The sequence below is a fragment of the Oryzifoliimicrobium ureilyticum genome, assembly GCF_037199735.1.
In the GTDB taxonomy this organism is placed as follows: Bacteria; Pseudomonadota; Alphaproteobacteria; order Rhizobiales; family Rhizobiaceae; genus Rhizobium; species Rhizobium ureilyticus.
Genome location: NZ_JBBBVQ010000015.1, coordinates 139765 through 162665 on the forward strand (window position 1 = coordinate 139765; position 22901 = coordinate 162665).

Here is a 22901-nt window from a genome sequence, read left to right on the forward strand (position 1 = left end):
AGTCGGCTCAGCAAAATGACGTCCCTTACGGGACTAGTTTCCCTTCGAAACGCCGGCCTGTTCAAAAGTCGCCATGCCTGAATGGCAAGCAGCGGCTGCTTTGACGATGCCGGCCGCGAGCGCTGCACCCGTGCCTTCGCCAAGCCGCATCCCAAGGGCAAGAAGCGGCATCTTTCCAAGTTTCTCGATCGCCTTTAGATGCGCGGGCTCGGCGGAAACATGCCCGATCAGGCAATGATCCAAAGCCGATGGGTTCGCTGCTTTGAGGATCGCCGCAGCTGCCGTCGTAACGTAACCATCGATAAGAACCGGAATACGCTCCACTCTCGCCGCCAAAATTGCACCTGCCATAGCAGCGATCTCGCGGCCACCAAGGCGACGCATGATTTCAAGTGGATCTGACAGATGTGCGGCATGGAGTTCCACTGCCTTCTGCACGACAGCAATCTTTCTTTCCAGCATATCGCCGGCCGATCCTGTTCCCGGCCCTACCCAATCACTTGCATCGCCGCCGTAAAGGGCAAGATTGATGGCAGCGGCAATGGTCGTGTTTCCGATGCCCATTTCGCCAATGGCGAGGAGATCTGTACCTCCTGCAATCGCTTCCATGCCGAAAGCCATGGTTGCCGCGCAGTCGCGCTCAGAGAGCGCCGGCTCTTCAGTTATATCGGCGGTGGGGAAATCCAGAGCCAGGTCGAAGACCTTCAAGCCAAGATCATAAGCCACGCAGATCTGATTGATGGCCGCTCCGCCGGCCGCGAAATTTTCGACCATCTGCTGCGTCACGCTCGGTGGAAACGGCGTAATGCCTTGACGCGCAACGCCGTGATTGCCTGCGAAGATCGCAACCAGCGGCCGATTGACAGCAGGAACACGTCCCGTCCAGGCGGCCAGCCAAAAAGCAATCTCTTCTAGTCGTCCCAGAGAACCAGGAGGCTTCGTCAATTGTGCATCCCGCTCTCGCGCTGCTGCCAGCGCGCTGCTATCTGGTCCCGGCAAATCGCGAAGGAGGGTGCGAAAATCGTCGAACGGCATTCCTGAAACGCTCATGAAGCGGCTTCCTTGTCTTTTCTGTGCAAATCGCTTTGTCTTGGCGACATTCTCTTAATCGCAGAGGATAAGAGGAACAACGCCAAAAGAGCCTTATAAGACGGGAGAGCAGCGGAAGTGGGAACGCCTGTCGAGATTTTGACCCATCTGGCGCGGACGATGGGGTTCCTGAGCCGAATTCCAATGCCGGCAGCGGCATTTAAGAACGACGACGGCAAAGTATCAAAGCTGGCGCACTACTTTCCTATAGCAGGCCTTCTCCTTGGTCTGGCCCCCGCACTAGTTTTCTCCATCCTGCTCGCCTTGCATACTGATGCGCTGATGGCAGCCCTCATCGCCCTGCTCGTCCTCACGCTACAGACGGGGGCACTTCACGAAGATGGCCTTGCCGATGTTGCGGACGGAATTGGCGGCGGAAGCTCACGCGAGAAGCGCCTCGCCATCATGAAAGACAGTCGGATCGGAACCTATGGCGCGCTCGCGCTGATCCTTTCCCTTGCCCTACGCGCTGCAGCCTTGGCTGCTATCGCGCGCGAAACATTTCCCTTTCTCGCCGCAGCAGCTTTTCCTGCCGCAGCATGCCTTAGCCGCGCGGCGCTCGTCTGGCATTGGCAAAGGCTGCCGGCCGCCAAGCCTGAAGGCGTTGCTGCTTCGGTCGGTCAACCTGACGAAAAATCCTTGCATGCCGGTCTTTTGTCCGCCTGCCTTCTCGCAGCGTTTCTCCTATGGCCCAGCCTTGGCCTCCAGGCTCTGGTTTCGAGTGTCATTACCGTGGGAATCGTCGCGATCGTGTTCACACGCTACATCCGCGCGCGACTTTCCGGTCACACCGGCGATACGCTTGGTGCATGTCAACAGATTTGCGAAACGGCCTGCCTTTGCGCTCTTGCCATGTCTGTGTGAAGCATCGATATAAGCAGCATGCTCACACCTTGCATTCAAATCTGCTCCATCCAACCCGAGACGGGTCTTTGCATCGGATGCAAAAGAAGCCTTTCAGAAATCGCGGCCTGGAGCAGCTATAGTGATCTCGAGCGTCAGCATATCATGGATCTTCTGGAACTGCGCGCCAGGCCGGAAGAGACCGCAGTAAATGAGGCCTCGTCGATGGAATTGGCCCTATGAGCCGTGGCCTTATCTGTCTGCTGATACTCGCAATCGGCCTTGCCGTTTTGCTTTCAACAGGTGAGAATCAGCATATCCTTGGCATGCCCAAGGACGATTTCGCAGATTTGGTTTATCTGGTTCCGATCGCACTCCTGCTATCGGCGGGCATATGGCGAAGCCGCCATCGAGTGAGTCAGTCCATCCGTTATCTTCTGACTTGGACGATCATTATCCTGGGATTGGCTTCGGCCTACATTTATCGCAATGACTTCGCATCGGTCGGAAACCGCGTCTTTGCCGGCCTTGTTCCTGGTCACGCAGTGGTGACAACCGCCAGTGACGGCCAGCAAGAGGTTATCCTGCAAAAAGCGCGAGGCGGCCATTTCCAGGCGACCGTGAACGTCAATGGCGTTCCGATCCCGATGATGGTCGATACTGGCGCAAGCTTGATCGCTCTATCAAGAGAAGACGCGAGAACGATCGGTATCGATCTCGATAATCTGCAGTATACGATGTCCGTGCTAACAGCGAACGGCCGAACTATGGTTGCGCCGGTCCGGTTGGCGGAAGTCTCCGTTGGGCCGATCATACGCAAGGATGTCCAGGGCTCTGTGGCCATGGACGATTCTCTTGACGGTAGCTTGCTTGGGATGAGCTACCTTGGCACGCTTGGATCATTGCAGATGCAAACAGACGAGCTCAGGCTCCGGAATTGACGAGGCGACGCTTTTGTCGCTCACATGTGCTCGACGTTATCCGGCCTGCCTTAAACTCACGACTATCGGTTCAGTCTCTCCTCTGTCGCTCGCGGCTTCAGGATCAACGCCTAGGCGCCGCATTGTGCGGTCGACATCTTGGAAAGAGCGAGCGCTGTATCAGTTATAGGTTCGACAATCGCTTCGCTTTCACGAGGACTTTGCATGAGAAGAACATCTTGCTTGATCGCCGTTTGCCTAACTATGGTCGGGCTGCTGCCGCTAACGACGCTAAAGGCGCATGCAGCCAGTTTCGATTGCGATGCAAAAGAGCTGAAGCCGGACGAAAAGGCAATTTGTGACAACAGAGCCTTGAACGATGCCGATGTGAAGATGGTGACCACCTTCGACCTGTTGAGTGGATTGATGGCGATGGGCGCCCGAGGCGATCTTCAGGAGGCGCAAGCTGCGTGGTTGAAGAAAAGGCAAAGCTGCAATGGTGACGTCGCTTGCCTGAAGGCGGCGTATGAAGAGCGTCTCGCGCAATTGGCCGAGAGTTACAAAAACATCAACCGGCCGCTTTAGACGCTATTCGTTTTTGTCTGCGCGGCCACAAGTGCCGCGCAGAGTGACACGCATCACGCTGCTATTCCGGGAGAATGCGCACCGCGCCCTTGTCAGCTGATGTTGCAAAGGCCGCGTAGGCCTTTAAGGCGGTCGTCACATTTCGCTTCCGCGGCTGCGCAGGCTTCCAGCCTGCGACATCCTGCTCGGCGCGACGTGTTGCAAGCTCCTCGTCTGAAACGGCAAGCGTGATCGTCCTGTTCGGGATGTCGATCTCAATCGTATCGCCCTCCTTCACCAAGCCAATCGTTCCTCCATTGGCCGCCTCCGGCGAAACGTGGCCGATAGACAAGCCCGATGTGCCGCCGGAGAAACGCCCGTCGGTAATCAAAGCGCAAGCCTTTCCAAGTCCTTTCGACTTAAGATAGCTCGTGGGATAAAGCATTTCCTGCATTCCGGGCCCGCCTTTCGGCCCTTCGTAGCGGATCACGACAACATCGCCCGCCTTCACCTCATTGCCTAGGATTGCCTTGACCGCCGCGTCCTGGCTCTCGAAAACGCGGGCCGGCCCCGTGAACTTCAAGATGGACTCATCGACGCCAGCCGTTTTGACGATACAACCGTCAACGGCGATATTGCCGGTCAGAACAGCCAATCCGCCATCCTTGGAAAACGGATTTTTGACCGACCGGATCACGCCGTTTTCCCGGTCGGTGTCCAAGTCATCCCACCTGGCTTCCTGGCTGAAGGCAACCTGAGTGGGCACGCCGCCGGGGGCCGCGCGGAAAAACGTCCGAACTGTTTCGGAGTTGGTCCGGGTGATGTCCCAGCGGTCGATAGCCTCTCCAATCGTGGCGGCGTGAACAGTGGGGCAATCGCGATTGATAAGGCCTCCACGCTCCAGCTCGCCCAGAATGCGCATGATGCCGCCTGCCCGGTGAACGTCTTCCATGTGAACGTCGCTCTTTGCAGGAGCCACTTTCGACAGGCACGGCACCTTTCGAGACAGGCAATCGATATCATCCATCGTAAAATCGATGCCGCCCTCATAGGCAGCAGCAAGGATATGAAGCACGGTATTGGTGGAGCCACCCATCGCGATATCTAGTGCCATGGCATTTTCAAAGGCGGGCTTCGCAGCGATCGATCGTGGAAGGACAGAAGCATCCTCCTGCTCATAATAGCGGCGCGCAAGATCGACGATCAGATGACCAGCCTCGACAAACAACCGCTTGCGGTCTGCATGGGTTGCCAGCGTGGAACCGTTGCCTGGAAGTGAAAGTCCAAGCGCTTCGGTCAGACAGTTCATGGAATTGGCCGTGAACATACCCGAACAGGACCCGCAGGTCGGGCAAGCAGACCGCTCGATAACCTGGACTTCCTCGTCGGAAACCTTGTCATCGGCAGCGGCAACCATTGCATCGACAAGGTCCAGCGCATGCTTCTTGCCATTGAGAACGACCTTGCCGGCCTCCATCGGTCCGCCGGACACGAAGACGGCCGGGATATTGAGGCGCAAAGCAGCCATCAACATGCCGGGCGTGATCTTGTCGCAGTTCGAAATGCAGACCATTGCGTCCGCACAATGAGCGTTGACCATGTATTCGACGGAGTCGGCGATGATCTCGCGCGATGGCAGCGAATAGAGCATCCCGTCGTGGCCCATGGCAATACCATCGTCGACAGCGATCGTGTTGAACTCCTTGGCAACACCACCGGCGGCTTCGATCTCGCGCGCGACGAGTTGACCAAGGTCCTTGAGATGCACATGGCCAGGCACGAATTGCGTGAACGAGTTCACCACCGCAATGATGGGTTTACCGAAATCGCCGTCTTTCATGCCGGTGGCGCGCCAAAGCCCGCGGGCGCCGGCCATGTTGCGGCCATGAGTGGTAGTTCTGGAACGATATGCGGGCATCGTGTTCTTCCTCGGTAGAATGGGAATAACAAAGTGGAGGTGGCAGCAATCTCGGTGCCACGGCTCGCTTTGTTTCCAATTGTCCTAAATCAATCGTCTGATGCTGTCACTACCATAGCATAGCAAAGTGGTACGCCTGCGTTCAGCCGCCAATGAGGCTTTGGTAAGGACGAAAGCAGAACACAAAAAGTTGCCTTTTCGGATTTACTCAATAAGGCATAGTTTTAATCCATACCAAGCTACCCTACGTAGACGTCATCACTGAAATTTACTGACAGAAGGTTTGCCATGCCGGCCTATCGTCCTCCAAAGATCGCATCTTCCGAAATTACGCCGCTGTCGGCCTATCAAAGCAGACGGCAATTCCTTGCGGGCGCGGCGGGAGCGGGTCTTGCCGCACTCTCTTTCGGTCAGGCGCAGGCAGCCACGCTATCAACAGTGGATTCAAAGTATAAGGTCGACGATAAGCCTACCGCTTTGAAGGACGTTACATCTTACAACAACTTCTATGAGTTCGGCCTGGACAAGTCAGACCCCGCAGCCTTGTCAGACAAGTTCAAGCCCTTGCCCTGGACAATCCAGGTCGATGGGATGGTCAACAAGCCCGGTACGTTTGACATCGAAGCACTGATGAAGGGCTTCCCGATCGAGAACCGAGTCTATCGCATGCGCTGCGTCGAGGCCTGGTCCATGGTCATCCCTTGGGACGGCTTTCCGCTTGCCTCGCTTTTGGACAAGGTCGAACCGCTCGGGAGTGCCAAGTACGTCGCATTCGAAACGGTGGTTCGCCCTTCCGAGATGCCTGGACAATCCGGCACGTTTCAGTCGCTTAACTGGCCCTATGTCGAAGGTCTGCGACTGGATGAGGCTCGTCATCCTCTCACGCTCCTGGCAGTTGGCCTTTATGGAGAAACGCTTCCCAACCAGAATGGGGCACCGGTTCGTCTGGTTGTGCCTTGGAAATACGGGTTCAAGGGAATCAAGTCCATCGTCAAGATTACGCTGACGGACAAGCAACCAGTGAACACTTGGCAAGCCACAAATCCACAGGAGTATGGCTTCTACGCCAATGTGAATCCAGAGGTCGACCACCCTCGCTGGAGCCAGGCTACAGAACGGAGAATTGGCGAAGGCGGTTTCTTCGGGGGAAGCCGTCATAAGACATTGATGTTCAATGGCTACGCCGATGAAGTGGCCAGCCTCTACTCCGGAATGGATCTCAGGAAGAATTTCTGATGGCGACGACCGGTTTGGCCAAACGCTGGCAATCCTCATCCGTTTGGCTTCTTTACGCCGTGGGTCTCGTTCCTGCGGCGTGGACATTCTATCTCGGCGTGTCGGACCAGCTTGGTGCTGACCCCGTCAAGACCTTCGAGCTCTTCTTGGGAACCTGGACGATCCGGTTTCTCATCATAACATTGATGATCAGCCCTTTGCGCGAACTTCTCGGGGTCAACCTTATTCGCTACCGCCGTGCCCTTGGCTTGCTGACATTCTATTACGCCGTCATGCACTTCACGGTCTACCTAGTGCTTGATCAAGCCATGGATATTAATGCCGTCATAGAGGACGTTTTAAAGCGGCCGTTCATCATGTTTGGTATGGCAGGGTTGGTTCTCCTGATACCCCTCGCTGTGACGTCTAACAGCTTTGCGATCCGGCGTTTGGGCGGCAAATGGAACCAGCTCCATCGACTGACTTATCTCGTGGCGGCTCTCGGAGTTGTTCATTACGCCCTCTCGACAAAAGTCTTTGGCCTCGAGCAGTCGATCTACATCCTCATGCTGATTGCCTTGATCCTCTACCGGTCCTATCGCCCAATCGCGAAAAGTCGAAAGAGGTCACGAGGCCGTTTACAGGCAAGAACGGCTTAGAAACGGAGCGCAGCGCGGATCCGCGTTGACAAGATCTGCATTTTCAAGACGGATAGCGACCGCTTAGAGGGTCCTATTGCGGGGTGTTGCTTGCGCGGACTTCCACCTCGGCGCTGGATTGATTTGAATTGTACCCTGTGCTTGACGAAGACGGAAACACCAGCCGGTCAAAACCGGCTGCCACGACGATGCCAGCCGTATAGGCGAGCAGATTCCACGGCGAGAACACGCGTCCGAGCAAAAGCGCCCCTGTGGTCGTCAGTCTAAAACTGTCCAATCCCGGCGTGTGATATAGCCTGCTGAACTCTACAAGGCAGGCAAGCGCTATTGCCATGAGCACGACATGCGATCTCCTCCACCCCAACACGATGCTGGCGAGCAGAAAGTAAACCATCGAGCCCCATAGAACAGAGCCGCCATATTTAACGACGGGAAACGTCAGACCCAGTCGATAACCAACCGCGCGCAAGCCAAGGCCCAAAAAGATGACGGTAATCGCTATAATGACCAGAGCCACGCGTGGTCTGGCATGAGCTTTTGTATGAGAAGCTTTATAGCTTCGCGTTGAACGTCCTTGATCTACCATAAATATAGCCTATCCAATGGTGACCATGGCTTAAGGATGAAGACATGTCCTCCGGCTGTCATGACAGGACGACGATCTCCTGCGCACTCGGTGCCTTCATCACAGTGCGCCGACGCTGCGTATCGTTACCCTGATTGCTCTTCTCATCACAATCGCAGACGGATCACTCTACTTTGCGTCTCGCCCCGAGCCAAACCAATTATGGCTATAGGCACGCCAGCTTCGGCAGATGGAGCGCTTTCTTGTTGTTTCCGCCCAGCCTGATCTTCGAACTATCAAGACACAGATAAAGCCGCGGCCTTAAATGCAACAAACGAAAAAAGCCGAGCACATGATGCCCGGCTTTTGTCGATACTCCCAAAGTCGACTTAAGCGGCTTCAGCAGTCGCCTCAGCTTCAACGCGAGCCTTGTCGCCTGCGCCCTTTGCATGAACGTCGCGATCAACGAACTCGATAACGGCAAGCGCTGCATTGTCGCCCTGGCGGAAACCAGCCTTCATGATACGCAGATAGCCGCCGTTGCGCGTTGCGTAACGCGATGCGATCGTATCGAACAGCTTGGACACAACAGACGCGTCACGAACCTGTGCAATTGCCTGACGACGCGCATGCAGATCGCCGCGCTTGCCAAGCGTTACAAGCTTCTCGACGATCGGACGCAGGTCCTTCGCCTTCGGCAGAGTCGTAACGATCTGCTCGTGGGTGATCAGGGATGCAGCCATGTTCGCAAACATTGCCTTGCGGTGGCTTGCAGTTCTATTCAGCTTGCGGCCGGACTTTCCGTGGCGCATTGCTACTCTCCTTCACTTGCAGGCATTCGCCCACAGTTTGACTGGAGCGCATGTCCTCGCAGGATGGGAAGGACATACGCAGTTAAAGGTATGAGGCTGGCGGCTCCTTTGGAACCCTCTATCAGCCTCAATACTGGTCTTCGTAACGCTTTGCGAGATCTTCGATGTTTTCAGGCGGCCATGCAGGCACTTCCATCCCCAGATGGAGCCCCATGGAAGCGAGAACTTCCTTGATCTCGTTAAGCGACTTGCGACCGAAATTCGGCGTACGAAGCATTTCTGCTTCGGTCTTCTGGATCAGGTCGCCAATGTAGACGATATTGTCGTTCTTCAGGCAGTTTGCCGAGCGAACAGACAGTTCGAGTTCGTCCACCTTCTTGAGAAGTGCCGGGTTGAAGGCGAGTTCCGTAACGGCCTCTTCCTCGGCTTCCTTCTGGGGCTCCTCGAAGTTCACAAAAACGCCGAGCTGATCCTGAAGGATACGCGCAGCGAACGCTACCGCATCTTCACCAGAAATCGAGCCGTCCGTTTCAATGGTCATCGACAGCTTATCGTAGTCGAGAACCTGACCTTCGCGGGTATTTTCAACCTTGTAGGACACCTTCTTAACCGGCGAATAGAGGCTATCGACCGGTATAAGACCGATCGGCGCATCTTCCGCACGGTTACGCTCGGCCGGGACATAGCCCTTGCCGTTGTTCACAGTGAACTCCATGCGGATCTCGGCACCCTCGTCGAGCGTGCAGATGACATGCTCGGGGTTGAGGATTTCGATGTCGCCGACCGTCTGAATGTCGCCTGCCGTTACAACGCCAGGGCCCTGCTTGCGCACGACCATACGCTTGGCATCATCACCATCCATCTTGATGGCGATTTCCTTGATATTGAGCACAATATCGGTGACGTCTTCGCGAACGCCAGGGATAGAGGAAAACTCATGCAACACGCCGTCAATCTGCACGGCGGTGACAGCAGCACCGCGCAGCGAGGACAACAATACGCGCCGCAGCGCATTGCCGAGCGTCAGGCCGAAGCCGCGCTCCAAGGGTTCTGCAACGAGCGTCGCCTTTGTACGGGAGCTCGAAGAAAACTCGACCTTGTTTGGCTTGATCAGTTCCTGCCAGTTCTTCTGAATCATTTCTTTGCCTTCCGTTCGTTACCACTATCCAATCGTGGCAACCGAGCCTGAAAAACGCCGGTGCAACGAAGCGCCGACGTCCGTTTCGTGGCGATGATCAGACGCGGCGCTTCTTGCGCGGACGGCAACCATTGTGCGGGATCGGCGTAACGTCACGGATCGACGTAATCATGAAGCCAGCAGCCTGAAGCGCGCGCAGAGCCGATTCACGGCCGGAGCCCGGACCGCAGACTTCTACTTCGAGCGACTTCATGCCATGTTCTTGCGCCTTCTTCGCGCAATCTTCAGCGGCAATCTGCGCTGCGAAAGGCGTAGACTTGCGCGAACCCTTGAAGCCCTTAGCACCGGCGGAGGACCAAGCAATTGCATTGCCCTGCGCGTCCGTGATGGTGATCATCGTATTATTGAAGGTCGAGTTTACGTGAGCAACACCCGACGAAATATTCTTACGCTCGCGACGACGAACGCGTACGGCTTCCTTAGCCATGGTATCCCTTTCATTGATCTCTGCACCGCCGTAACACCAGCGGCTACACCTTCGAGCCAATAAGACTTAGGCAGTAGGCAATAGGAGGACCCTAGCGCCTACTGCCCATAGACTTACAGTCTCAAAAATTACTTCTTCTTACCTGCGATCGCCTTTGCAGGACCCTTACGGGTACGAGCATTAGTGTGCGTGCGCTGACCGCGAACCGGCAGACCGCGGCGATGACGAAGGCCACGATAGCAGCCAAGGTCCATCAAACGCTTGATGTTCATTGAGGTCTCGCGGCGAAGATCACCCTCAACCTGATAATCGCGGTCGATCGTTTCGCGGATCTGCAGAACCTCGGCATCCGTCAGCTGGTGAACGCGGCGCTCAGCCGGAATACCAACCTTCTCAACGATTTCCTGTGCAAACTTTGGTCCGATCCCGTGGATGTAGGTCAGCGCAATAACAACGCGCTTTGCCGTCGGGATGTTGACGCCAGCAATACGTGCCACGCCTATTCTCCTTGCGTTCCTGTTGCCGTCCGGCAAGAGGCTTTTCGTTATGCGGCCAAATCGGCCACTCGTTCAAGTTCCCGTTCACAACATGTCAAAACGATCGAACACGGAACTCCGTTCAGGAAGTCCGCGCCGATCGCTTAAATGTCGCGAGTTGGCGCGGTCTTTAGCGGAATCACGGGTGAAATGCAACCGTTCAGCCACGTTTTTCTTTCCCACCAGACGGCAGGAAACCAGACAGCGAAGCTGCCTATTTCAAAGGCCGGCAAGGATCCTATCGACCTCAGCCGAAACCTTATCAATGTCGGCCATGCCATCGACCGTCTTCAGCTTTCCCTTGGCGTAATAGTAGCCAATCAAAGGTGATGTCTCACGGTAATAAGCAGACAATCTCGTCACCACGGTCTCACGCGTATCGTCAGGACGCCGCTTGAAATGGGTCGAACCGCAGCGATCGCAAACGCCTTCCACCTTCGGCTTCAGGTTCACGTCATGATAGCCCGCGCCACAATTGGCACATGTATAACGACCGGACACGCGATCGGCGAGAATCTTGTCATCGACTTCGATCGATATGACGGCCGAAAGGTCGATTCCCTTTTCTTTCATCATAGCTTCGGTCGCATCCGCCTGGATCAGCGTCCTTGGAAAGCCGTCGAGGATAAAGCCGCCTTTGCAATCATCGGCGTCGAGACGCTCCGAGATAATGGCGTTCACAACCGAATCAGGGACAAGCTTTCCGTCCCGCATCAAAGCTTCCGCCTTTAGGCCAACTTCCGTCTTCGCAGCAACTGCCGCCCTCAACATATCGCCGGTAGACAATTGTGGAATTCCGTACTTCTCCACAATCCTCTGGGCCTGGGTCCCCTTACCCGCTCCTGGCGGCCCCAACAGTATGAGTCTCATCTCCCCCTCTTTCCTCCGCGCAACTTCGATTTCTTGATCAGACCCTCATATTGCTGAGCAATGAGATGGCCCTGGATCTGAGCGACCGTGTCTAGCGTTACGCTAACCACGATCAAAAGCGAAGTACCACCAAGGGATAATGGGATACCTGTTTCGGAGACCAGAATTTCAGGAAGGATACAGACAAACACCAAGTAAATCGCGCCAATGACGGTGATGCGCGTCAACACGAAGTCTATATATTCCGCCGTCCGCTCGCCCGGGCGAATACCAGGAATAAACCCGCCATGCTTCTTCAGATTGTCGGCCGTGTCCTTCGGATTGAAAACGATCGCGGTGTAGAAGAAGGCAAAGAACGCGATAAGCAAGGCGTACAGAACCATGTAGAGCGGCTGGCCATGACCGAGCGCTGCCACGATAGATGTAGCCCAGGCAGGCATCGACTGATTATTGGCAAATCCCGCAAGGGTCGCTGGCAAGAGCAGCAGAGACGATGCAAAGATGGCCGGGATAACGCCCGATGTATTGAGTTTCAACGGCAAGTGAGATGTGTCGCCCTGGAACATCCGGTTGCCGACCTGGCGCTTAGGATACTGGATCAGAAGACGACGCTGCGCGCGCTCAACGAACACGATGAGTGCGATGACGCCGATCGCGACAACAATAACAGTCAGGATCAATGCTGTGGATAAGTCGCCTGTCCGACCCAGCTCCAGCGTGTTGCCGACGGCAGAGGGAAGACCCGCAGCGATCCCGGAGAAGATAATCAGGGAGATTCCGTTACCGATGCCGCGCGACGTGATCTGCTCACCAAGCCACATCAGGAACATCGTGCCGCCGAGCAGCGTGACAACCGTCGAAATCCGGAAGAACCAACCTTGATCGACGACAAGCCCGTTGCCGCTTTCGAGGCCAACCGAGATTCCATAAGCCTGAAGCAGACCAAGAATCACTGTTCCGTAGCGCGTATATTGGTTGATGATCTTGCGCCCCTGCTCACCTTCCTTCTTGAGATTTTCAAGAGAGGGAACGACTGACGTCATCAACTGAACGATAATCGACGCGGAGATATAGGGCATGATTCCCAGAGCAAAGATCGCCATTCGCTGAACGGCGCCGCCTGAGAACATGTTAAACAGACCGAGAATACCGCCTGCTTGCCCGCGAAACGCTTGCGCATAAGCTTCGGGATTAAGACCCGGAAGAGGAATATGGGTTCCAAGGCGATAAACAAGGAGAGCAGCCAGTGTAAACCACAAGCGCTTCTTAAGATCCTCGGCTTTCGCAAAGGTGGAAAAATTCAGGTTGGACGCCAACTGTTCCGCAGCAGAAGCCATTCTTAACTCCGCTACCGATTCGCCTCGCTCGGGAAGAGCCGGCCGAATGCGGTATTTTGATATTCATTAAACGGGGCTTTGGAACGATTGCGGATGCAACTCATGCCTCACCCTGTTTCCCTTTACCGCCAACCCGCTGTGCGCGTCTAGGCAGCTTTTCGTGAGGCCCACATATGCGAGCAAAATCGCCCGGTGTGAAGCACCCCGGGCGATTTATTATCAGTTATTCTGCGGAAGGAGCCGCTGGTACCGTGATGGAACCGCCAGCCTTTTCGATCTTCTCGATGGCTGCCTTGGAAGCCCCGGCAACATCAAGCTTGACCTTTGCCTTCAGCTCACCGTCGGAAAGGATACGAACGCCATCCTTGATACGGCGGATAACGCCAGCAGCCTTCAGAGCGGATGCATCGACCGTCGCACCGGCATCGAGCTTTCCAGCGTCGATGGCGGTCTGGATGCGTCCGAGCGATACCGTTACGAAATCCGACGCGAAGATGTTGTTGAAGCCACGCTTAGGAAGACGACGGTAGATGGGCATCTGACCGCCTTCAAAACCGTTGATCGCAACGCCCGAACGGGACTTCTGCCCCTTCACACCGCGACCGCCGGTCTTGCCCGAGCCGGAGCCGATACCGCGGCCAAGGCGCTTGCGCGAATGCGTTGCGCCTTCATTGTCTTTAATTTCGTTGAGTTTCATGAACCTGTCCTCCGGCTTACTTCTCGTCGACGACGCGAACGAGATGTTGCACAGCGCGGATCATGCCACGAACAGCCGGAGTATCTTCCAGCGTGCGGCGCTTGTGCATCTTGTTGAGACCCAAGCCGATCAGCGTGCTGCGCTGAACGCCAGGGCGGCGGATGGGGCTGCCGATCTGCTCGACGGTAACCGTCTTTGCTTCAGCCTTCTTAGTAGCCTTTGCCATCTAGTCAGACTCCTCTTATTCTTCCGAGGCGTTACCAGAAGCGGCACGGCGCGCCTGCAGCGTTGCGTACTTAATGCCGCGCTGAGATGCGATGTCCTTCGGGTGAACCTGGTGCTTCAGGGCGTCGAACGTGGCGCGAACCATGTTGTATGGGTTCGAGGAACCGGTCGACTTTGCGACGACGTCGTGAACGCCGAGCGTTTCGAAAACAGCGCGCATCGGGCCGCCGGCGATGATACCGGTACCGACCTTTGCAGAGCGCAGAAGAACCTTGCCGGCGCCGTGGCGGCCATGAACGTCATGGTGCAGCGTACGTCCGTCACGCAAGGGAACGAAAATCAGGTCGCGCTTGGCAGCTTCCGTTGCCTTACGGATGGCTTCCGGCACTTCACGCGCCTTGCCATGACCAAAGCCAACGCGGCCCTTCTGGTCGCCTACAACAACGAGAGCAGCGAAGCCGAAGCGACGGCCACCCTTCACAACTTTCGCGACGCGGTTGATCGCGACCAGCTTGTCGACGAATTCGCTATCACGCTCTTCACGGCTCTGACGCTCTTCGCGCTGGCCTCTTCTTTCCTGTGCCATTGTCCTCTTCCTTTTTCTTTTCCGGGTGCAATCGGCAAACAAAACGAGGACCGCAAAGGCATTGCGTCAGCAAAACCTGCGGCCCAGTGAAATTCCGGCTGGAGAAGTCTCCAACTCCAGCCGGAAATCTTCTTAGAAGTTCAGACCACCTTCGCGGGCGGCATCGGCAAGAGCCTTTACACGACCGTGATAGATGAAGGCGCCACGATCGAACACCACTTCCTTGACGCCGGCCTTAGCCGCACGCTCTGCTACGAGCTTGCCTACGGCAGCGGCCGCGGCGGTATCGGCACCGGTCTTCAGCGAACCGCGCAGGTCCTTCTCGAGCGTGGAAGCAGCAGCCAAAGTCTTGCCCCCCACATCATCGATAACCTGAGCATAGATGTTCTTCGAAGAGCGATGAACCGACAGGCGCGGACGACCGTTGGCCACCGACTTGATCTGGCGACGCACGCGGTTGGCGCGACGCGCAAGTGCTTCTTTCCTGCTAGCCATTTCGCGTGATCCTTACTTCTTCTTGCCTTCTTTGCGGACGATCCGCTCTTCGGCATACTTAACGCCCTTGCCCTTGTAAGGCTCAGGACCGCGATATTCGCGGATTTCTGCAGCTACCTGCCCGACCTGCTGCTTATTGATACCCGAGATGACGATTTCCGTCGGCTTCGGAACAGCGATCGTGATGCCCTGAGGCGGCTCGTAAACCACGTCATGCGAAAAGCCGAGAGCAAGCTGCAGGTTTTTGCCCTGCATGGCAGCGCGGTAACCAACGCCGTTGATCTCGAGCTTACGCTCGTAGCCGTCCTTGACGCCTTTCAGGATGTTTTCGATCATCGTGCGGGACATGCCCCACTTCGAACGAGCATCCTTCGTCTGTGCGCGAGGCTCAACGTGCACAGCATTATCTTCGAACTTCACGCTGATTTCGTCGTTAGCAACGAAAAACAGCTCACCCTTAGGACCCTTCACGGCAACCTTCTGGCCTTCGACCGATGCGGTCACTCCAGCAGGCACCTGAATGGGCTTCTTACCGATACGAGACATTGTTTTACCTGTCTGTTCGCTATGGAGATCTCTGTCGGCCTTAGAAGACCGAGCAGAGAACCTCACCACCAACATTCTGTTCGCGAGCTTGGTGATCGGCCATTACGCCCTTCGGTGTCGAAAGGATCGTGATGCCGAGGCCGTTCGCGACCTGCGGGATGGACTTAACCGAGACATAAACTCGGCGGCCCGGCTTGGAAACGCGTCCGATCTCACGGATCACAGGCGCGCCTTCGTAATACTTCAGCTCGATGTTGATCTCGGACTTGCCATTGCCAAAATCGACTACGGAGTAGCCGCGAATGTAGCCCTCAGACTGCAGAACATCGAGAACGCGCTCACGAAGCTTCGAAGCCGGCGTCGAAACCGACGACTTACGACGCGAAACACCGTTGCGGATGCGGGTGAGCATATCACCCAATGGATCACTCATTGCCATCAGAACGCTCCCTTACCAGCTGGACTTGACGACGCCCGGCACTTTGCCGAGGTTGCCCAGTTCGCGAAGCGCGATACGCGACATACGCAGTTTACGGTAATAGGCGCGCGGACGACCGGTGACTTCGCAACGGTTGCGGATGCGCGTCTTCGATCCATCACGGGACATAGAAGCCAGCTTAATTGTGGCCTTGAACCGCTCTTCGATCGGAAGCTCCTGGTTCATAATGATCGCCTTCAATGCAGCGCGCTTGGCTGCATGGGTGGCGACCGTTTTACGGCGGCGCTTGTTCTTTTCAACTGCGCTTGTCTTCGCCATGTCAGGTTCCTTTTCTACGCTCGTCGTTACGGTTACTGACGGAACGGGAAGTTGAACTCTTTCAAGAGAGCTCGAGCTTCGTCGTCGGTCTTAGCCGTCGTGCAAACGATGATGTCCATGCCCCACATCTGATCAACCTTATCGTAGTTGACCTCAGGGAACACAATGTGCTCCTTGATGCCCATGGCGAAATTGCCACGGCCGTCAAAGCTCTTCGGGTTCAGACCACGGAAGTCGCGAACGCGCGGAAGCGCGATGTTGACCAAACGGTCCAAGAACTCGTACATGCGCGCGCCGCGAAGAGTAACCTTTGCGCCGATCGGCATGTTTTCGCGGACCTTGAAGCCAGCGATCGAATTACGAGCGCGCGTGATAACCGGCTTCTGGCCAGCAATCGCAGCAAGGTCGGCAGCAGCAACAGTCGGCTTCTTCGAGTCAGCCGTTGCTTCGCCTACGCCCATATTGATCACGATCTTGTCGAGCTTCGGGATCTGCATTTCGTTGGCGTAAGAAAACTTCTCCTGCATCGCCTGGCGAATGCGAGAGACATATTCCTTCTTAAGCCGCGGTTCGTACTTTGCCTCAGCCATCGATCACATCCCCCGAACGCTTGGCCACGCGGACCTTCTTGCCGTCAACGACCTTAAAACCAACACGTGTCGGCTTGCCATCTTTGTCGACAATCGCAACGTTAGACAGATGAACAGGAGCTTCCTTGCTAATGATGCCGGCTTCCTGGCTCTGCGTCTGGCGCTGGTGGCGCTTTACAACATTGACGCCGCGGATGACGGCGCGATCTTCCTTTGGCAGGACCTGGAGGACTTCGCCGGTACGGCCCTTGTCCTTGCCTGCAAGCATGACGACCTTGTCGCCCTTACGAATCTTTTGCATCTTTCCCGCTCCTTACAGCACTTCCGGAGCCAGCGAGATGATCTTCATGTGGTTCTTGGCGCGAAGTTCGCGCGGAACCGGTCCGAAGATACGGGTGCCGATCGGCTCTTTCTTGTTGTCGATAAGAACTGCTGCATTGGTGTCGAAGCGGATGACAGAGCCATCCGGACGGCGAATATCCTTGGCGGTGCGAACAACAACCGCCTTCATCACGTCGCCCTTCTTGACGCGGCCGCGCGGGATAGCTTCCTTGATCGAAACAACGATAACGTCGCCGATGGATGCATATTTGCGCTTCGAGCCGCCCAGAACCTTGATGCACATGACACGACGTGCGCCGGAATTGTCCGCCACGTCGAGGTTTGTTTGCATCTGAATCATATCAGGTCGCCTTCTTGTTATAACCGAGATGGTTGGGCTGACGCCCCCTATCCCGGCCTATGAAAATGTCAGCCGCCCTGCCCGCCCATCATAAACGGACGCGAGAGCGGCAATAGCTTGAATAGCGCGGGATCGATCGTGCCAGGGTGGTTTCCCAAACGGGACCTTCCATGCGCTCAAAGCAAAAAGAACGCTCGAACTGGCGAGCGTTCCGACGCTGCTAAATACAGGATTCTCCGCGGGACGCAAGACCCCGCAGAAAAATCTCTTAGTTACCCTGGGCGGCGACAACCGTCCAACGCTTGTCCTTGGAAATCGGCGCGCACTCCTCGATGGAGACGACATCGCCGACCTTGTATTGATTGTTTTCGTCGTGGGCCTTGTATTTCTTGGAACGACGGACTGTCTTCTGGAGAAGCGGATGAGCGAAACGACGCTCAACGCGAACTACAACAGTCTTTTCGTTCTTATCGGAAACCACGACGCCCTGCAGAATGCGCTTCGGCATGTTATTCTTCCTTTACGCCTTTGCTTCTGCCGCCTTCTGGCGGGCAATGGTTTTCACGCGAGCGATATCCTTACGGACTTCGTTGATGCGCGAAGACTTCTCGAGCTGACCGGTGGCCTTCTGAAAGCGCAGGTTGAACTGCTCCTTCTTGAGGTCTGCCAGCTTGTCCTTGAGCTGATCGGCCGTCAGGCCGCGTACATCATCGGCTTTCATCTTGCCTCTCCTTACTCTGCGATACGCTGAACGAAGCGCGTCTTGACCGAGAGCTTGGCTGCACCGAGACGAAGCGCTTCACGAGCAATTTCCTCAGAAACACCGTCGATCTCGAACATCATACGGCCGGGCTTTACCTTGCAAGCCCAGTATTCGACTGAGCCCTTACCCTTACCCATACGAACTTCGGTCGGCTTTGCGGTTACCGGAACGTCCGGGAACACGCGGATCCACACGCGGCCTGCACGCTTCATGTAACGTGTGATCGCGCGGCGAGCCGCTTCGATTTCACGCGCATTCACGCGATTGGGCTCTTGGGACTTCAGGCCGAATTCGCCGAAGGCAAGGTCTGAACCGCCCTTGGCAACGCCCTTAATGCGTCCCTTAAATTGCTTGCGGTACTTAGTACGCTTTGGCTGCAACATTTTCTATTCTCCGAACTTCTGTGCCACCAACGCAATTAAGCGTTGTCGCGGCGACGGTCCCGATCGCGGTCACGGCTAGCCGGACCCTGGGCGTCACCCTCGAGTGCGCGGCGCTCGGAGGCCATCGGATCGTGCTCAAGGATTTCGCCCTTGAAGATCCAGACCTTGATGCCGCAGATGCCGAAAGCGGTTTCGGCTTCAGCCGTACCGTAATCGATGTCGGCGCGCAGCGTATGAAGCGGAACGCGTCCTTCACGATACCATTCGGTACGAGCAATTTCAGCACCGCCAAGACGGCCGGCGCAGGTGATCTTGATGCCTTCGGCACCAAGACGCATAGCCGACTNGTCGGCGCGCAGCGTATGAAGCGGAACGCGTCCTTCACGATACCATTCGGTACGAGCAATTTCAGCACCGCCAAGACGGCCGGCGCAGGTGATCTTGATGCCTTCGGCACCAAGACGCATAGCCGACTGAACAGCGCGCTTCATTGCGCGGCGGAAAGCCACACGACGCTCGAGCTGCTGTGCGATCGACTGAGCAACCAGCGTTGCGTCGACTTCTGGCTTACGCACTTCAACAATGTTGAGGTGCGTTTCGGAGTTGGTCATATCAGACAGCTTCTTGCGAAGCTTGTCGATGTCAGCGCCCTTCTTGCCGATGATCAGACCCGGACGAGCCGAGTGAATAGTCACACGGCACTTCTTGTGTGGGCGCTCGATCACGACCTTCGAAATACCTGCCTGCTTCAGTTCGCCCATGACGAACTTACGCATCTTCAGATCTTCGTGGAGCAGCTTGCCGTATTCAGCATTGTCTGCAAACCAACGGCTGTCCCAAGTGCGGTTGATACCAAGACGGAAACCGATTGGATTAATTTTCTGACCCATTACGCGGCCTCCTCTTGAGCCTGCACTTCGCGCACGACGATTGTCAGGTGAGCGAATGGCTTTTCAACACGCGATGCACGACCGCGACCGCGGGCATGGAAGCGCTTCATGACAATCGACTTGCCCACGAAGGCTTCAGCAACGACGAGCGAGTCAACATCGAGATCATGGTTGTTCTCGGCGTTGGCAATTGCAGATTCAAGCGTCTTCTTAACAGCGCCGGCAATCCGCTTGCGCGAGAACTCAAGTTCTGCGAGTGCCCGATCGACCTTCTTGCCACGGATCAGCGCAGCAACGAGGTTGAGCTTCTGTGGGCTGACGCGGAGCGTACGCGCAACTGCTTGCGCCTCGTTATCCTTCAGCCGGCGTTCGGCTTTTGCCTTACCCATTTTACTTCCTCTTTGCCTTCTTGTCCGCACCGTGACCATAGTAGGTACGGGTCGGAGAGAATTCACCGAACTTGTGGCCGACCATGTCTTCGTTGACGCTGACCGGAATATGCTTGCTGCCGTTGTAGACGCCGAAGGTCAATCCGACGAACTGCGGCAAGATCGTGGAGCGACGGCTCCAGATCTTGATTACTTCATTGCGACCGCTCTCGCGTACCTTCTCAGCCTTCTTGAGAAGATAGCCGTCAACGAACGGGCCTTTCCAAACTGAACGAGCCATTATCGACTTCCTCTCTTACTTCTTGCGATCGTGGCGCGAGCGCATGATGAACTTGTCGGTCGCCTTGTTGGAGCGAGTCCGCTTGCCCTTCGTGGGCTTGCCCCACGGAGTCACCGGATGGCGACCACCAGAGGTGCGGCCTTCGCCACCACCGTGTGGGTGGTCGACGGGGTTCATCACGACACCGCGATTGTGCGGCTTCTTGCCGCGCCACCGCGAACGGCCAGCCTTACCATCATTGATGTTGGCGTGGTCCGGGTTTGACACAGCGCCGATGCTTGCAAGGCAGGTTCCCTGAACCAGGCGCTGTTCACCTGAGTTCAGACGAAGGATTGCCATGCCCTGGTCGCGGCCGACGAGCTGTGCATAGGAACCAGCGGAGCGAGCGATCTGCCCACCCTTGCCTGGCTTCATTTCAACGTTGTGAATGATGGAGCCGACTGGGATGTACTGCAGCGGCATCGTGTTGCCGGGCTTTACGTCGACAGCTTTCTCGGAAGCGATGACCTTATCGCCAGCAGCAAGGCGCTGCGGAGCGATGATGTAGGCCTGCTCACCATCCGTATACGTTACGAGAGCGATAAACGCCGTACGGTTTGGGTCGTATTCAAGTCGTTCTACAGTGCCTTCGACGTCGAACTTGCGACGCTTGAAGTCCACGAGACGATAGCTGCGCTTGTGACCGCCGCCCTGGAAACGGACCGTGATACGGCCGAGGTTGTTACGGCCACCCTTGGAGGTCAGGCCTTCCGTCAGCGTCTTGACCGGCTTGCCCTTCCACAGGCCCGAACGGTCGACGATAACCAGCTGACGCTGGCTCGGGGTCGTCGGATTGAATGTTTTCAATGCCATGTTTTTATTCCTCAGAGACCGGTGGAGACGTCGATCGTCTGGCCTTCAGCCAACGTCACGACAGCCTTCTTCACGTCCTTCTGCTTGCCGGCAAAACCGCGGAACCGCTTGGTCTTGCCCTTGCGCAGCAGGGTGTTGACAGCTGTAACCTTAACGCCGAACAGCGCTTCGACTGCAGCCTTGATTTCCGGCTTCGTCGCCTGCTTGGCGACATTGAAAACAACTTGGTTGTTCTCCGATACCAGAGTCGACTTTTCCGTGATCGCTGGCGAAACGATCACATCATAATGGCGAAGATCGGTCACTTGAAACGCTCCTCTAGAGCTTCGACAGCTGCCTTCGACAAGACAAGCTTGCCGCGGCGTACGATGTCGTAAACGTTGATGCCCTGGATCGGCAGAACATCAATATTTGGGATGTTCTGAGCAGCAAGCTTGAAGTTGCCATCAAGCTCGGCACCGCCGATGAAGAGAGCGTTTGTCAGGCCGAGCGTCGCGAAAGTGGACGCGAGAGCCTTGGTCTTTGCTTCGGTTGCAACGAGATCGTCGATGATGATCACGTCTTCAGCCTTGAACTTTGCAGACAGGGCGTGACGCAGGCCAAGCGCACGAACCTTCTTCGGAAGGTCATGCTCGTGGCTACGGCTAACCGGGCCGTGAGCCTTACCACCGCCGCGAAACTGCGGTGCACGTGCGGAATGGTGACGAGCGCGGCCCGTGCCCTTCTGCTTGTACATCTTAGCGCCGGTGCGTGCGACGTCGGCACGGCCCTTTGCCTGGTGAGTACCCTGCTGCTTCTTGGCAAGCTGCCAACGAATAACGCGAGCGAGAATATCTTCGCGCGGCTCGAGACCGAAAATAGCGTCAGAAAGAGAAACCTTCCCGGCGTCCTTTCCCTCGAGGGTCTTGACGTTCAATTCCATTGATCCGGCTCCCTTACTTCGCTGCCGACTTGACGGCGTCGCGCACGATGATCCAAGAGCCCTTGGAGCCGGGTACGGCGCCCTTGACCAGGATCAGACCGCGATCTTCATCGGTGGAAACCACCTCGAGGTTCTGCGTCGTGACACGAACCTGGCCCATATGACCAGCCATCTTCTTATTCTTGAAAACCTTGCCCGGGTCCTGACGCGAACCGGTCGAACCATGCGAACGATGCGACACGGAAACACCGTGTGTCGCACGCAGACCGCCGAAACCGTGGCGCTTCATAGCACCAGCAAAACCCTTACCGATGGACGTACCGGTAACGTCGACAAGCTGACCGGCTTCAAAGTGGCCAGCCTTCAGCTCAGTGCCAACATCAAGGAGGTTATCCTCAGACACGCGGAATTCCGCGAGCTTTGCCTTCGGCTCTACGTTAGCGATCGCAAAGTTCTGACGCATCGCCTTGGAGGTGTTCTTCACCTTAGCAGCGCCAGCACCCAGCTGGAGAGCCGTGTAGCCATTCTTCTCGACGGTCCGCTGCGCAACAACCTGGCAGCTTTCCATACGCAATACTGTAACTGGGACATGTTCGCCGGCGTCGTTATAGACGCGGGTCATACCCACCTTTTGTGCAATTACACCTGAACGCATCGGTTCAATCCTTCCAAATCCGCTCGAGCAAGGCTCAGAGCTTGATCTCAACGTCGACACCGGCGGCAAGATCGAGCTTCATCAGCGCGTCTACCGTCTGAGGTGTCGGGTCTACGATGTCGAGAAGGCGCTTATGCGTGCGCATCTCGAACTGCTCGCGGCTTTTCTTGTCGATGTGGGGGGACCGGTTGACCGTAAACTTCTCGATGCGGGTCGGAAGCGGAACGGGGCCCCGG

The 22901-nt window shown here is 56.2% G+C and carries 36 protein-coding genes; 6 read left to right on the top strand and 30 right to left on the bottom strand.

Going from position 1 to position 22901, the window contains the following annotated elements; genetic code table 11:
* Nucleotides 1–33: 33 nt before the first annotated feature.
* Complete coding sequence (gene cobT / locus VQ830_RS19630) at nt 34–1050, bottom strand: nicotinate-nucleotide--dimethylbenzimidazole phosphoribosyltransferase (protein WP_337269830.1); 1017 nt, start codon at nt 1048–1050, stop codon at nt 34–36.
* Between the two features lie 117 nt (nt 1051–1167).
* Here cobT and VQ830_RS19635 point away from each other — a divergent pair, with 117 nt between their 5' ends.
* The 4 genes from VQ830_RS19635 (at nt 1168) to VQ830_RS19650 (ending at nt 3437) form a co-directional block, all read left to right on the top strand.
* On the top strand, nt 1168–1953 hold the full coding sequence (locus tag VQ830_RS19635) for an adenosylcobinamide-GDP ribazoletransferase (protein WP_337269831.1): 786 nt from the start codon (nt 1168–1170) through the stop codon (nt 1951–1953).
* Nucleotides 1954–1971: 18 nt separating this feature from the next.
* Complete coding sequence (locus VQ830_RS19640) at nt 1972–2175, top strand: DUF1289 domain-containing protein (RefSeq protein ID WP_337269832.1); 204 nt, start codon at nt 1972–1974, stop codon at nt 2173–2175.
* Nucleotides 2172–2873, top strand: coding sequence for a TIGR02281 family clan AA aspartic protease (locus VQ830_RS19645; protein WP_337269833.1), 702 nt, complete (start codon nt 2172–2174; stop codon nt 2871–2873). The genes VQ830_RS19640 and VQ830_RS19645 overlap by 4 nt, the downstream gene beginning before the upstream one ends.
* A gap of 243 nt (nt 2874–3116) precedes the next feature.
* Nucleotides 3117–3437 (top strand): lysozyme inhibitor LprI family protein, encoded by a 321-nt coding sequence (locus VQ830_RS19650; RefSeq protein ID WP_337269876.1) that lies wholly within the window; start codon nt 3117–3119, stop codon nt 3435–3437.
* 61 nt (nt 3438–3498) lie between these two features.
* On the opposite strand, the gene ilvD is transcribed toward VQ830_RS19650, so the two are convergent.
* Nucleotides 3499–5334, bottom strand: coding sequence for a dihydroxy-acid dehydratase (gene ilvD, locus VQ830_RS19655; RefSeq protein ID WP_337269834.1), 1836 nt, complete (start codon nt 5332–5334; stop codon nt 3499–3501).
* A gap of 288 nt (nt 5335–5622) precedes the next feature.
* Between ilvD and msrP the strand changes: the two genes are divergently transcribed.
* Both msrP and msrQ read left to right on the top strand, forming a co-directional pair.
* Nucleotides 5623–6570: a protein-methionine-sulfoxide reductase catalytic subunit MsrP gene (gene msrP, locus VQ830_RS19660; protein ID WP_337269835.1), complete on the top strand. Its 948-nt coding sequence runs from the start codon at nt 5623–5625 to the stop codon at nt 6568–6570.
* Complete coding sequence (gene msrQ / locus VQ830_RS19665; RefSeq protein ID WP_337269836.1) at nt 6570–7208, top strand: protein-methionine-sulfoxide reductase heme-binding subunit MsrQ; 639 nt, start codon at nt 6570–6572, stop codon at nt 7206–7208. The genes msrP and msrQ overlap by 1 nt, the downstream gene beginning before the upstream one ends.
* A 73-nt stretch (nt 7209–7281) precedes the next feature.
* Here msrQ and VQ830_RS19670 read toward each other — a convergent pair whose 3' ends face one another.
* The 28 genes from VQ830_RS19670 to rpsJ all read right to left on the bottom strand — a co-directional run.
* Nucleotides 7282–7725, bottom strand: a complete 444-nt coding sequence (locus VQ830_RS19670; RefSeq protein WP_337269837.1) for a ribosomal maturation YjgA family protein — start codon at nt 7723–7725, stop codon at nt 7282–7284.
* 437 nt (nt 7726–8162) lie between these two features.
* A complete protein-coding gene (gene rplQ, locus VQ830_RS19675) occupies nt 8163–8585 on the bottom strand; it encodes a 50S ribosomal protein L17 (RefSeq protein ID WP_337269838.1) in 423 nt (140 codons plus the stop codon).
* A 127-nt stretch (nt 8586–8712) separates the two neighbouring features.
* Nucleotides 8713–9723, bottom strand: coding sequence for a DNA-directed RNA polymerase subunit alpha (locus VQ830_RS19680; RefSeq protein WP_337269839.1), 1011 nt, complete (start codon nt 9721–9723; stop codon nt 8713–8715).
* Between the two features lie 97 nt (nt 9724–9820).
* Complete coding sequence (gene rpsK, locus VQ830_RS19685) at nt 9821–10210, bottom strand: 30S ribosomal protein S11 (RefSeq protein ID WP_003547577.1); 390 nt, start codon at nt 10208–10210, stop codon at nt 9821–9823.
* Nucleotides 10211–10338: 128 nt separating this feature from the next.
* A complete protein-coding gene (gene rpsM, locus VQ830_RS19690) occupies nt 10339–10707 on the bottom strand; it encodes a 30S ribosomal protein S13 (RefSeq protein ID WP_029620145.1) in 369 nt (122 codons plus the stop codon).
* 258 nt (nt 10708–10965) lie between these two features.
* Nucleotides 10966–11616 (bottom strand): adenylate kinase, encoded by a 651-nt coding sequence (locus VQ830_RS19695; protein WP_337269840.1) that lies wholly within the window; start codon nt 11614–11616, stop codon nt 10966–10968.
* Nucleotides 11613–12953 carry a preprotein translocase subunit SecY gene (gene secY, locus VQ830_RS19700; protein WP_337269841.1) on the bottom strand — a complete coding sequence of 447 codons (1341 nt, stop codon included), beginning with the start codon at nt 12951–12953 and terminating at the stop codon, nt 11613–11615. Before secY ends, VQ830_RS19695 begins: the two co-directional genes overlap by 4 nt.
* A 223-nt stretch (nt 12954–13176) precedes the next feature.
* A complete protein-coding gene (gene rplO, locus VQ830_RS19705; RefSeq protein ID WP_337269842.1) occupies nt 13177–13650 on the bottom strand; it encodes a 50S ribosomal protein L15 in 474 nt (157 codons plus the stop codon).
* A 16-nt stretch (nt 13651–13666) separates the two neighbouring features.
* Nucleotides 13667–13876, bottom strand: a complete 210-nt coding sequence (rpmD, locus tag VQ830_RS19710; RefSeq protein ID WP_337269843.1) for a 50S ribosomal protein L30 — start codon at nt 13874–13876, stop codon at nt 13667–13669.
* Nucleotides 13877–13891: 15 nt separating this feature from the next.
* On the bottom strand, nt 13892–14461 hold the full coding sequence (rpsE, locus tag VQ830_RS19715) for a 30S ribosomal protein S5 (protein ID WP_337269844.1): 570 nt from the start codon (nt 14459–14461) through the stop codon (nt 13892–13894).
* A 132-nt stretch (nt 14462–14593) separates the two neighbouring features.
* Entirely contained in the window at nt 14594–14956 is a 363-nt protein-coding gene (rplR, locus tag VQ830_RS19720) for a 50S ribosomal protein L18 (protein WP_337269845.1), read from the bottom strand.
* A 12-nt stretch (nt 14957–14968) separates the two neighbouring features.
* Nucleotides 14969–15502 carry a 50S ribosomal protein L6 gene (rplF, locus tag VQ830_RS19725; RefSeq protein ID WP_337269846.1) on the bottom strand — a complete coding sequence of 178 codons (534 nt, stop codon included), beginning with the start codon at nt 15500–15502 and terminating at the stop codon, nt 14969–14971.
* A gap of 40 nt (nt 15503–15542) precedes the next feature.
* The gene (rpsH, locus tag VQ830_RS19730; RefSeq protein ID WP_337269847.1) at nt 15543–15941 is read right to left on the bottom strand and encodes a 30S ribosomal protein S8; all 399 of its coding nucleotides are present in this window, start codon (nt 15939–15941) and stop codon (nt 15543–15545) included.
* A 12-nt stretch (nt 15942–15953) separates the two neighbouring features.
* Nucleotides 15954–16259, bottom strand: coding sequence for a 30S ribosomal protein S14 (gene rpsN, locus VQ830_RS19735; RefSeq protein WP_337269848.1), 306 nt, complete (start codon nt 16257–16259; stop codon nt 15954–15956).
* 32 nt (nt 16260–16291) lie between these two features.
* Entirely contained in the window at nt 16292–16849 is a 558-nt protein-coding gene (rplE, locus tag VQ830_RS19740) for a 50S ribosomal protein L5 (protein ID WP_337269849.1), read from the bottom strand.
* The gene (gene rplX, locus VQ830_RS19745; RefSeq protein ID WP_337269850.1) at nt 16842–17150 is read right to left on the bottom strand and encodes a 50S ribosomal protein L24; all 309 of its coding nucleotides are present in this window, start codon (nt 17148–17150) and stop codon (nt 16842–16844) included. The genes rplE and rplX overlap by 8 nt, the downstream gene beginning before the upstream one ends.
* Before the next feature lie 12 nt (nt 17151–17162).
* Nucleotides 17163–17531 carry a 50S ribosomal protein L14 gene (gene rplN / locus VQ830_RS19750; RefSeq protein ID WP_003573790.1) on the bottom strand — a complete coding sequence of 123 codons (369 nt, stop codon included), beginning with the start codon at nt 17529–17531 and terminating at the stop codon, nt 17163–17165.
* A gap of 268 nt (nt 17532–17799) precedes the next feature.
* Nucleotides 17800–18039 carry a 30S ribosomal protein S17 gene (rpsQ, locus tag VQ830_RS19755; protein WP_337269851.1) on the bottom strand — a complete coding sequence of 80 codons (240 nt, stop codon included), beginning with the start codon at nt 18037–18039 and terminating at the stop codon, nt 17800–17802.
* Nucleotides 18040–18051: 12 nt separating this feature from the next.
* Nucleotides 18052–18252, bottom strand: a complete 201-nt coding sequence (rpmC, locus tag VQ830_RS19760; protein ID WP_337269852.1) for a 50S ribosomal protein L29 — start codon at nt 18250–18252, stop codon at nt 18052–18054.
* 11 nt (nt 18253–18263) lie between these two features.
* Entirely contained in the window at nt 18264–18677 is a 414-nt protein-coding gene (gene rplP / locus VQ830_RS19765; protein WP_004118395.1) for a 50S ribosomal protein L16, read from the bottom strand.
* 35 nt (nt 18678–18712) lie between these two features.
* Nucleotides 18713–19567 carry a 30S ribosomal protein S3 gene (gene rpsC / locus VQ830_RS28830; protein ID WP_438618292.1) on the bottom strand — a complete coding sequence of 285 codons (855 nt, stop codon included), beginning with the start codon at nt 19565–19567 and terminating at the stop codon, nt 18713–18715.
* The gene (gene rplV, locus VQ830_RS19780) at nt 19567–19956 is read right to left on the bottom strand and encodes a 50S ribosomal protein L22 (RefSeq protein ID WP_337269853.1); all 390 of its coding nucleotides are present in this window, start codon (nt 19954–19956) and stop codon (nt 19567–19569) included. Before rplV ends, rpsC begins: the two co-directional genes overlap by 1 nt.
* A gap of 1 nt (nt 19957) precedes the next feature.
* Nucleotides 19958–20236 (bottom strand): 30S ribosomal protein S19, encoded by a 279-nt coding sequence (gene rpsS, locus VQ830_RS19785; protein ID WP_337269854.1) that lies wholly within the window; start codon nt 20234–20236, stop codon nt 19958–19960.
* Between the two features lie 15 nt (nt 20237–20251).
* Entirely contained in the window at nt 20252–21088 is an 837-nt protein-coding gene (rplB, locus tag VQ830_RS19790; RefSeq protein ID WP_337269855.1) for a 50S ribosomal protein L2, read from the bottom strand.
* An 11-nt stretch (nt 21089–21099) separates the two neighbouring features.
* Complete coding sequence (locus VQ830_RS19795) at nt 21100–21393, bottom strand: 50S ribosomal protein L23 (RefSeq protein WP_097593483.1); 294 nt, start codon at nt 21391–21393, stop codon at nt 21100–21102.
* Nucleotides 21390–22010, bottom strand: coding sequence for a 50S ribosomal protein L4 (gene rplD / locus VQ830_RS19800; protein WP_337269856.1), 621 nt, complete (start codon nt 22008–22010; stop codon nt 21390–21392). Before rplD ends, VQ830_RS19795 begins: the two co-directional genes overlap by 4 nt.
* 13 nt (nt 22011–22023) lie before the next feature.
* Nucleotides 22024–22665: a 50S ribosomal protein L3 gene (gene rplC, locus VQ830_RS19805; RefSeq protein WP_337269857.1), complete on the bottom strand. Its 642-nt coding sequence runs from the start codon at nt 22663–22665 to the stop codon at nt 22024–22026.
* 34 nt (nt 22666–22699) lie between these two features.
* A partial coding sequence (gene rpsJ / locus VQ830_RS19810; RefSeq protein ID WP_337269858.1) for a 30S ribosomal protein S10 occupies nt 22700–22901 on the bottom strand: 202 nt, incomplete at its 5' end.